The 10504-nt window shown below is 42.5% G+C and carries 4 protein-coding genes and 1 pseudogene; 2 read left to right on the top strand and 3 right to left on the bottom strand.

Annotated elements, in window-relative coordinates; genetic code table 11:
- Positions 1 to 1753 (top strand): annotated as a pseudogene (locus ACKPEB_RS20855) (hypothetical protein); the annotation flags it as partial.
- Here the strand turns inward: ACKPEB_RS20855 and ACKPEB_RS20850 are convergent.
- Positions 1731 to 1982 carry a hypothetical protein gene (locus tag ACKPEB_RS20850; RefSeq protein WP_408966932.1) on the bottom strand — a complete coding sequence of 84 codons (252 nt, stop codon included), beginning with the start codon at positions 1980 to 1982 and terminating at the stop codon, positions 1731 to 1733. The pseudogene ACKPEB_RS20855 and the gene ACKPEB_RS20850 overlap by 23 nt on opposite strands.
- 111 nt (positions 1983 to 2093) lie before the next feature.
- Here ACKPEB_RS20850 and ACKPEB_RS20845 point away from each other — a divergent pair, with 111 nt between their 5' ends.
- A complete protein-coding gene (locus ACKPEB_RS20845) occupies positions 2094 to 2687 on the top strand; it encodes an REP-associated tyrosine transposase (RefSeq protein WP_408966931.1) in 594 nt (197 codons plus the stop codon).
- 332 nt (positions 2688 to 3019) lie between these two features.
- Here the strand turns inward: ACKPEB_RS20845 and gltB are convergent, their stop codons facing one another.
- Together gltB and ACKPEB_RS20835 are read right to left on the bottom strand one after the other, a co-directional pair.
- Positions 3020 to 7642, bottom strand: a complete 4623-nt coding sequence (gene gltB / locus ACKPEB_RS20840) for a glutamate synthase large subunit (protein WP_408966930.1) — start codon at positions 7640 to 7642, stop codon at positions 3020 to 3022.
- Between the two features lie 750 nt (positions 7643 to 8392).
- Complete coding sequence (locus ACKPEB_RS20835) at positions 8393 to 10243, bottom strand: hypothetical protein (RefSeq protein ID WP_408966929.1); 1851 nt, start codon at positions 10241 to 10243, stop codon at positions 8393 to 8395.
- Between the last annotated feature and the right edge of the window lie 261 nt (positions 10244 to 10504).

Here is a 10504-nt window from a genome sequence, read left to right as displayed (position 1 = left end):
TCCTTGGAAAGAAGTGTTATATCCCATTGCTCGTCAATATGCTGAAAAATGGCGAGAGTACCGGATGATTTTGTTAGATAAAGGCAGAAGTTTAGAGGAGATTCAGCGACGGGGCGGGGATGATGAACTGAATTTATTGATTTTAGAAGAGGAGGAGGAAGATCGGGAGTTTGGTTTTACGGGAGATCGAGATTACAAATATAACGTTAAGGAAGAAAAGTATATTCAAGAACTGGCGCAGTTTTTAGGAATTTGCCATTGTATTTTAGTGGGTTTGCTGGCGGATCGCTATCATTTCTCCCATGCTGATGTGCGTCCGAAACTGCCTGAACTATTGCCGAGTTTATTGGAAAAGGTGCCGAGTGAAAGTTTGAAGCAAATGTTGGTGGGTGAGATTGTTTCTAGTTATCAAAGTCTTTATCAGTTAGCGGGATGCGATCGCCCTCATCTGATTCCCGATTTCTATTTAGATTTAGCGCTGAGTTTGAGTCATTTACCCGATCAATCTTGGGCAAAAAAACAGATTGAGTATTCCATACAAGTTTGGCTGATGTTGAGAAATTGGGTTTCTTCTATTGAAGAACAAAAACTGAGTTTTTTAGACTTATTAGAAGCTGTTACATCAGCTTTGACTGTGTGGGATAAAGAATATGTGGAAAAGCTGAATGGGTGTTTGGCTGCTATTGGGGAAAGTCAACACCAAAAAATGATTTGGGAGGAGATGCAGCGCAAAGAAGCGGAATATAAACGTCAACGAGAAGCTGAACGTCAGCGACAATTGGAAGCCGAAGGTCAGCAACAACTGAAAATTGAGCGCAAACGCCAACAAGAAGCCGAACATCAGCGACAATTGCAAGCTGAACGTCAGCGACAACGAGAAATTGAACGCAAACGCAAGCTAGAAAATGCCTCAGTTGTTTGCACCCTGACTGGGCATTCTAACTCGGTTAATTCCGTCGCCATCAGCCCAGATGGGCAGACTTTTGTGAGTTGCAGTGATGACAATACAATAAAGATTTGGCAGTTAAGTACGGGGAAAGAAATTCGCACCCTGAAAGGGCATTCTGACTCGGTTAATTCCGTCGCCATCAGCCCAGATGGGCAGACTGTTGTGAGTGGTAGTGATGACAAGACGATTAAGATTTGGCAGTTGAGTACGGGGCAGGAACTCCGCACCCTGCAAGGGGATGGCTTCATTAATTCCCTCGCCATCAGCCCGGATGGGCAAATTCTTGTCAGTAGCAGTCATACTGTTGTGAGGAGCGGTTATTTCAATTGGGAGTCTTATACTGTTGTGATGGGCAATGATTACAATACCATCAATGAAATTAAGATTTGGCAGTTGAGTACGGGGCAGGAACTCCGCACCCTGCAAGGGGATGGCTCGATTACTTCCCTCGCCATCAGCCCGGATGGGCAGATTCTTGCGAGTAGTGGTACTGTTGTGCATTTTATGGGTGGTGGTAATGACAACACGATTACCATTTGGGATTTGAGTACGGGCGAAGAACTTCGTACCCTGACTGTGGATTTGAACTGGTCGGTTAATTCCGTCGCCATCAGCCCGGATGGGCAGACTCTTGTGAGTGGTGGTGATGACACGATTACTATTTGGGATTTGAGTACGGGGCAGGAACTTGGCACTCTGACTGGGCATTCTTATGAGGTTCAGTCCCTTGCCATCAGCCCGGATGGACAGACCCTTGTGAGTGGTAGTGGTGATGGGACGATTAATATTTGGCGGGTGGCGTGACCCAGACTCCGAGAAACTGGGTTTCTGCCATAACCTTTGTTACCCAACCGAGAGATAGTTTGAGAAACCCGGTTTCTGAGAGATAGGTTAAGAAACCCGGTTTCTGAGCCCCCATCGAGTACCGAGAAACCGGGTTTCTGCCATAACCTTTGTTACTCAACCGAGAGATAGCTTGAGAAACCCAGTTTCTGAGCCCCCATCGAGTACCGAGAAACCGGGTTTCTGCCATAACCTTTGTGACTCAACCGAGAGATAGGTTAAGAAACGCGGTTTCTGAGCCCCCACAGACTATAATTTTTGTTGAGAAACCCTGTTTCTAAATTTTCACCCATCCTTTAATATGCCACGTCGTCAAGTTATCTTTCAAGCAGGTAATTACTATCATGTTTATAACCGAGGGAATAACCGTCAGCTGATCTTTTTTGAACGGGATAACTATATTTATTTTTTGCGACAATTAAGAAATCATCTAATCACTAATGGGGTTGATATTATTGCTTATTGTCTGATGCCTAATCATTATCATTTATTAGTTTACCTGCAAACCGATAACTTCTCAGAGTTAATGCAGTCGTTTTCTCTGTCTTACACAAAAGCGATAAATAAACGTTATCAGAGAGTTGGTTCACTTTTTCAGGGACGATTTCAGGCGATTCATGTTGATCAAGAAGAATATTTATTACACTTAACTCGCTATATTCACTTAAATCCAGTTAGTGCTAATCTGGTTAAAAAAGCCGAAGAGTGGGAGTTTTCCAGTTATCAAGACTATATTGATTTACGACGGGGGAGTTTAGCGAAATTAGAAGGAGTGCGATGCGCAGCGGCGCGGCTAGCGCCATCGCAACTTTCCTCAGCCGATGATTACCGTTACTTTTTAGAAGATTATTCAAAAAGCCATAAATTAATCCAACATTTAACCTTTGCCGAATAAAACCGAGAAACCGGGTTTCTGCCATAATCTTTGTTTCCCAACCAAAAGATAACTTAAGAAACCCGGTTTCTGAGCCCCCACAAGAGTACCGAGAAACCGGGTTTCTGCCATAATCTTTGTTTCCCAACCAAAAGATAACTTAAGAAACCCGGTTTCTGACCCCCGCTAGAGCACCAAGAAACCGGGTTTCTGCCATAATCTTTGTTTCCCAACCAAAAGATAACTTAAGAAACCCGGTTTCTGACCCCCGCTAGAGCACCGAGAAACCGGGTTTCTGTCATAACCTTTGTTTCTCAACCGAAAGATAGCTTGAGAAACCCGGTTTCTGTGTTTTAACTTCCGCCAACCCGCGCCACATCACGGGAATTGGCTTCAAACGCCGCTGTTAACGCTTCATCCCCTGTTAAACCGGATTTTTCAGCTTCTTTTAATGCTTCTAAAACCCGCTTATAATCTCGTGGAATCACTTTAACAAACGTCGGAATCATTTCCGTCCAGTGGGCTAAAATTTTCAACGCTTTTTGACTCTTGGTATACTCCGCGTGTTTAGCAATTAATTGGTAAACCTGATTAATTTCTTCCGGGTCTTCCAACTGTTCTAAATCCGCCATTGACGTATTACAACGAGTAGCAAAATCCCCCGTTTCATCCAAGATATAGGCAATTCCGCCACTCATTCCCGCCGCAAAGTTACGTCCGGTGGAGCCCAGGACAACGACCTTACCTCCGGTCATATATTCACAACCGTGATCTCCCACACCTTCCACAACCGCACTCACGCCAGAGTTACGCACGCCGAAACGTTCACCCGCTAACCCTCGGATATAGACTTCTCCTCCCGTCGCCCCATATAACGCTACATTCCCGATAATAATATTTTCTTCGGGGATAAAGGTAGATTGAGCCGGGGGATAAATAATAACTTTTCCTCCGCTTAACCCCTTGCCGACATAATCGTTAGCATCCCCTTCCAATTCTAACGTTACCCCCTTGGGAACAAACGCCCCAAAGCTTTGACCCGCACTGCCTTGGAAATGTAGATGCACCGTATCTTCCGGTAAACCGTGCCAATGGTTTTTGGTGATTTCATTGCCTAAAATCGTTCCTACCGCCCGGTTAATATTTTTAATCGGTAACGTAGCACTCACTTTCTCCCCTTTCTCAATGGCAGGTTTACACAAATCCAGTAACACCGTGATATCCAACGATTTATCTAACCCGTGATCTTGAGGAATTTGACAATAACGGCCGATATCTTCCCCAACTTCCGGTTGATACAGGATTTTTGAGAGGTCAATGCCTTTGGCTTTCCAATGGTCAACGGCTTTTTTGGGTTCTAATACATCCGTGCGTCCTACCATTTCATTAATGGTGCGGAAGCCTAACTCCGCCATCAGTTCCCGCACTTCCTGGGCGATGAACTTCATAAAGTTAACGGTGTGTTCCGGTTCTCCCGTGAAGCTTTCTCGCAGTTTGGGGTTTTGGGTGGCAATTCCGGCTGGACAGGTATTCAGGTGGCACACCCGCATCATAATACAACCCAAGGTGACTAACGGTGCGGTTGAGAAGCCAAACTCTTCAGCCCCTAACAAGGCTGCAATTACCACATCCCGTCCGGTTTTCATCTGACCATCGGTTTCGACGGCAATGCGCGATCGCAAATTATTCAACACCAAGGTTTGATGGGTTTCGGCTAACCCCAACTCCCAAGGTAAGCCCGCGTGTTTAATTGAGGTTTGGGGAGATGCACCCGTCCCGCCATCAAACCCGGAAATCAGAACGACATCGGCATGGGCTTTCGCAACCCCGGCGGCAATGGTTCCTACTCCGACTTCTGAGACTAATTTCACACTAATCCGAGCTTTGCGGTTGGAGTTTTTCAAATCATGGATTAATTCGGCTAAGTCCTCAATGGAATAGATATCGTGGTGAGGTGGTGGCGAAATCAAACCCACCCCCGGCGTTGAGTGACGAACTTTAGCGATAGACGGATAAACCTTACGTCCGGGGAGTTGTCCCCCTTCTCCGGGTTTAGCCCCCTGTGCCATTTTAATTTGAATTTCCTTAGCTTGAGACAGGTACAAACTCGTGACCCCAAACCGACCGGAGGCGACTTGCTTAATAGCGCTATTTTTCGAGTCCCCTTGTTCGTTTGTCCAGGTATACCGTTCTGGGTCTTCGCCACCTTCTCCTGTGTTAGACTTACCGCCAATGCGGTTCATGGCGATCGCTAACGTTTCATGAGCTTCTTTAGAAATTGAACCATAACTCATCGCCCCAGTTTTAAAGCGTTTCATAATCGCTTCAATGGGTTCAACTTCTTCAATTGGAATAGGTTGACGATCTTTGAATTGTAATAAACCCCGCAAAGTGAAATATTTCTGATTCTGTTCATTCACTAACTGGGCATATTTTTTGAACAATTCATAATCCCCAACCTTCACGGCTTTTTGTAGAGAATGAATCGCTTCTGGACTGAGTAAATGGGCTTCTCCGTCTTTACGCCATTGATATTCTCCCCCGACATCAAGGGTCAGAGTTTGATCACCCGGACGGTCAGGAAACGCATTGGTATGGCGTAAAATAGCTTCTTTTGCGATTACTTCTAAATCAGCACCTTGAATGCGAGAAGCCGTCCAACTAAAGTATCGATCAATCACCGATTGATTTAACCCAATGGCTTCAAAAATTTGGGCACCGCGATAACTTTGTAGGGTGGAAATTCCAATTTTTGAAGCAACTTTAATGACTCCTTTAGTTGCTGCTTTAACGTAATTTTTACAGGCGGTTTTATAGTCTACCCCGACTAATAATCCTTGAGAGATCATATCGTGGATACTTTCAAACGCCATATAGGGATTAATCGCACAGCAACCATACCCGATTAAAACTGCAAAATGATGGACTTCTCGCGGTTCACCAGATTCTAAAATAATACCGACCCGGGTGCGAGTTCCTTGACGAATCAGATGATGATGTAAACCAGATACCGCCAATAAAGCGGGAATGGGAGCATGATTCGGGTCAACACCGCGATCGCTCAAAATTAAGAGGTTCACCCCCGCTTCAATTGCTTTGTCAGCCTGTTCAAAAATGCCCTGCATGACCGCTTCTAAGCCGTTTACCCCTTCTTTGGGGTTAAACAGAATCGACAGGGTAATGGCGGCGAAACCTTGTTCATTAACTGCTTTTAGTTTCCCTAATTCGGCATTACTGAGAATGGGGGTTTTGAGTTTGATCAGGTGACAGCTTTCGGGTTCGGGTTTTAATAAGTTGCGTTCCGCCCCGATGGTAGTTTCCGCCGAGGTGATAATTTCTTCCCGAATGGAATCAATGGGGGGGTTTGTAACCTGAGCAAACAGTTGTTGGAAATACTCATAAAGCAGTTTCGGGCGGTCGGATAACACCGCTAAGGGGGTATCGGTTCCCATCGAACCCACCGCCTCTACTCCATCCCGCGCCATTGGGGTTAATAACAGTCGCAAGTCTTCAAAGGTATAGCCAAAGGCCGTTTGTAGCTGAACCAAAGTCTCCTGTAGAGACGCGCCATGGCGCGTCTCTACGGGGTCTGCGAGGCGCGTCTCTACGGGGTCTTTGAGGTTCTCCAGGGCGACTAAATGTTCATTCAACCATTCCCGATAGGGTTGCTCTGTGGCAATTTTAGACTTAATTTCCTCATCGGCAATGATCCGCCCTTGTTCCATATCCACCAGGAACATCCGCCCCGGTTGCAAACGACCTTTATAGGCGACTCGTTCCGGTTCGATGGGGAGGACTCCGGCTTCCGATGCCATAATCACCAGATCATCTTTAGTGACATAATAGCGGGAAGGTCGTAACCCGTTGCGGTCTAACACTGCCCCCATCATCGTCCCATCGGTAAACGCAATAGAAGCGGGGCCATCCCAAGGTTCCATTAAGCAGGAATGATATTCATAAAACGCTTTTTTCTCCTCACTCATGGACTCGTGGGCTGTCCAAGGTTCGGGGATCATCATCATCACCGCATGGGGAAGCGATCGCCCTGCTAAGACTAACAATTCTAAGGCATTATCAAAAATGGTCGAGTCACTTCCGTTAACGTTAATGACGGGTTGAATTTTCTTGAGATCCTCCCCAAACAGTTCGGACTCAAACATCGACTGGCGGGCGGTCATCCAGTTAATATTGCCTCGGAGGGTATTAATTTCGCCGTTATGGGCAATATAACGATAGGGGTGAGAGCGTTCCCAACTGGGGAAGGTATTGGTACTGAAGCGAGAGTGAACCAACGCCAACGCACTTTCCATATCAGGATCATGGAGTTCCGGGTAATATTGTCCCACCTGCACAGGCATCAACATCCCTTTATACACCATTGTCCGACAAGACAGACTGGAAATATACCAATAGGGATCAGCACCGGGAACCCGAATTTCTGTATGGGATAATTTACGAATCACATAGAGTTTGCGTTCAAACACCAGATCATCGCTAATATTAGGGTTACGAGCAATGAACACCTGCTGCATAAAGGGTTCACTCGACTTAGCGGTATTCCCTAAACTAGAATGATCCGTGGGAACATCCCGCCAACCGAGAACAGTTTGACCTTCTGCGGTGACAATTTTTTCAAAGATCTCCCGACCTTTTTGGCGTTGTTGGGGGTCAGGGGAACTATAAATCATCCCGACGCCATATTGTCCGGGTTCGGGTAAATTAATATTCTGTTCTGCGGTGACTTTTTTGAGGAATTTATGGGGAACCTGCATTAAAATTCCCGCCCCATCTCCGGTATTGACTTCACAGCCACAGGCGCCGCGATGGTCGAGGTTGAGTAATATGGTTAAGGCATTTTCAACAATATCATGGGATTTTTGCCCCTTCTGATGGACGATGAACCCGACCCCACAGGCGTCGTGTTCAAATTGAGGATCGTAGAGACCTTGTTTTTCAGGGAATGCTTGAGTATTCATTGCAGTTAATTTAACGTTATCTATGACGAGAGGGATAGGAGCAAACGGTTTGCCGAGGGGACTCCTGCACGGGTTCAGGAAGGAAAGATCTAAGTTATAAGTTATGTTGTATTCTCCAATCTCACAGAGTTCTAATGGTATATCTTAAGGAAAACTTTAAGGAAGTGGAACGGGGATGATTGGGAAAATCATTAAGCGCGATCGCGTCTATCTCGTTTATTGTCGGGGTTGGAGTGAATTATTAATAATCCCTAACAAAACTAAAAATAATTGCGATCGCTTAAACTATCGTTACTTTTGTTTCTAAGTTATTGCTCAAGCCGTGAGTCTTTTCTTCCCTTGAGGTAAATCGGATTCAGAAACCGGGGATTTACAGGAGAGAACTGTAAGTTATTATGAAATGATATTGAGGTAAAACTCGGTAGATTACTAACAAGTTAAAAACCTATGGATAACAATAATAAACAAGTTTACAATTATACCGTTATTCGGCAAAAAGAACTCAATGGAGGTTATCATGCTTGTTGCCCGAAGTATCTAAAAAAAGAGAACCTATATTTATAGTATTTTGATTACGATTATTTTTATCACCTCAAGTTATAGTGACGTTAATTTACCAATCTAAAACAGATTCAAGATTAAAGGTGTCTCTGCCACTTGCCAATAAATAGATAGAGGCAGAACCTCGGCTCAAATATTCCCAGGTAGGAACCTGGGAACAAAAGAAACCTAGAAAGAATAGAGATATAATTACTGACCTGAATTTTTAGGTTTTTTCAAATAAGATTTAGCCCAAGAATATCGATTAGGATCTTTGCTTAATAGATATTCTACAACTTTTTTGCGCTTATTTTCATCCTTAGCATTTTTAACGATTTGCTTCATTTCTGCATCCTGATCTTTGGGTGAAGCACCTCGCTGAATGGCTTCCTCAAACCAATGCTCGCCTTCCGAAAATTGACCTCGCTCAAAACAAATTGCACCCATTAAAGTGTAAGGATGATGGCTATTGGGTTGATACTCAATTGCTTTTCGCGCACAAGTTTCAGCCTGATCTAGCTGATCAATATCACGAAAAGCACCGCCTCTTGTTGTTAATAAAGCTGATTTTAGCTTATTTTCTCTAATCGAATTAAAATTTATATTTTCTGTTAATTTTAATGCTCGCTTTGGTTCATTGGCTTTACGCCAATGGCTACTAGCATTAGGCAATTTCCATTGATTCCCTGTCTTTTGGTACTCTTGTTCATAGAAAGTTGCTTCTATTGTATGGTAAGCAATAAAAATTTTATTACTATAATTTCTATTATAGGTATTATAAAAAGTATAATCACTATAATATGAATTATAGAAAAGCTTATTTTCTATCAGCCAAGCCACATCAATTTCCTCAAGTCGATTTCCTTTGTCTAGTTTTTGCAAAATCGGGTATAAGCCAGTAGAAACACCTTGATCTGTATAGCCTGAAACATCATACTTAGATTTAAGATTAACAAAGTGTTTTTCTTTAGCGAAAACAAGAATATCTTCACGCCCATTCTGTTTAAGCCAATCAATATCAGTCTGACTTAACTCGTCGCCTGTTTTGATAGTAGACTTTAAATGATCAGCATATTTTTCAATCGAGATCGCAATTGTATCCATGAGTTTACGATTTTTCAGAAAGTTAATATCCTGATCAATTAGCTTCATATTTGCATCAACTTTTTTAAGAACTTTATGTAAATGACTTGAGGGTAAACTATCCTGAGAACCGGTGGCTTTATACTTAATTTTTAGTTCATTAAACTGTTCTTTTTGTTCATTTTCTAAAACAATATTTAAAGTTTCATTAAGTTTATTATCTTCCAAAAACTTTTTATCTAAAGAGCTTAGTTTTTTATTTTCATCAAGAGATTTTAGAATGGGATACAGGGGGCTAAAAACCGATGAATCCAAGTAGGCTGTCGATTTATACTTTTCTTTAAGTTCCGCAAATTCAGCTTGTTTTATTGCTTGTTTTTGATTAACAATTGCTAAAGTTTCTAACAATTTTTGTTGTTGAATGAATTCAATGTCTTTCTCGTTTAAGTCTGCTTCGGATTCTAATTTTTTCAAGATTGAATATAACGGTGATTCTTCAGGGAAATAACTTGGAAACTGATCGGCTTTATACTTGATTTTTAGGTGTTTAAATTTTTGTATTTCTAAAGATTGCTCGGCTAGATATTTAAGAGAATTTTTTCTCAAAAAGTCAACTTCTGAATCTGTAATCTCATGTTCTGAATCTAGCTTCCAAAGAATAGAACCAACGGGAGTATACTCTATCGATATATGACTAGCATCATACTTTTTCTTTAGCTGATCAAATTCTGCATCTAATTGACAAATAGCTTGAGCTTGATCTTCTTGCTTTTTTTGAATAGCTTCAATGGTTTCTAATAGTTGATTGTCGAGTAACCAATTCCATTCTATGTCATTGATATTCATTCCTAAATCTGCTTTTCGCAAGATCAAATACAAAAGACTAGAGAGGGATGAATTTTCATAATCAGTTGCTTGATACTTACATTTGAGTGTTACAAAATGTTCCAGGGAAAATTGCGGATTGTGGTTGATCATAGAGTTTGAATCAATTTTACATTAGCTGACTACACAGCCTGCTCCCAGAATTTCGGAAACGATTGAGGCTATTTTTTCCTAGTTCCTCTGATTTTACCAAAGGAAGTCTGTTATAATAATTGGTTTATAAATGAGGTAATAGAACGACTTTCTTGTTGATAAGCTTTACCTATAAATAAGCAACATCGTTGTTGAGCTTTAGCTCTAAGTGGGCTGAAGCCCAACAACGGAGTTTTTAAAGTGATATTAGTAATTTTTGTT

Origin of the sequence: Planktothrix sp., from assembly GCF_046067725.1 — a bacterium.
Classification (GTDB): domain Bacteria; phylum Cyanobacteriota; class Cyanobacteriia; order Cyanobacteriales; family Microcoleaceae; genus Planktothrix.
Note: the sequence above shows the minus strand (reverse complement) of the source record. Positions and strands in the feature narration are given on the sequence as shown.

What these genes read in the sequence shown, in the direction of transcription:
- ACKPEB_RS20850 (WP_408966932.1), bottom strand. Translation starts at nt 1,982, where the DNA reads ATGGCAGAAACCCGGTTTCTCGGTACTCGATGGGGGCTCAGAAACTGG.
- ACKPEB_RS20845 (WP_408966931.1), top strand. Translation starts at nt 2,094, where the DNA reads ATGCCACGTCGTCAAGTTATCTTTCAAGCAGGTAATTACTATCATGTT.
- gltB (WP_408966930.1), bottom strand. Translation starts at nt 7,642, where the DNA reads ATGAATACTCAAGCATTCCCTGAAAAACAAGGTCTCTACGATCCTCAA.
- ACKPEB_RS20835 (WP_408966929.1), bottom strand. Translation starts at nt 10,243, where the DNA reads ATGATCAACCACAATCCGCAATTTTCCCTGGAACATTTTGTAACACTC.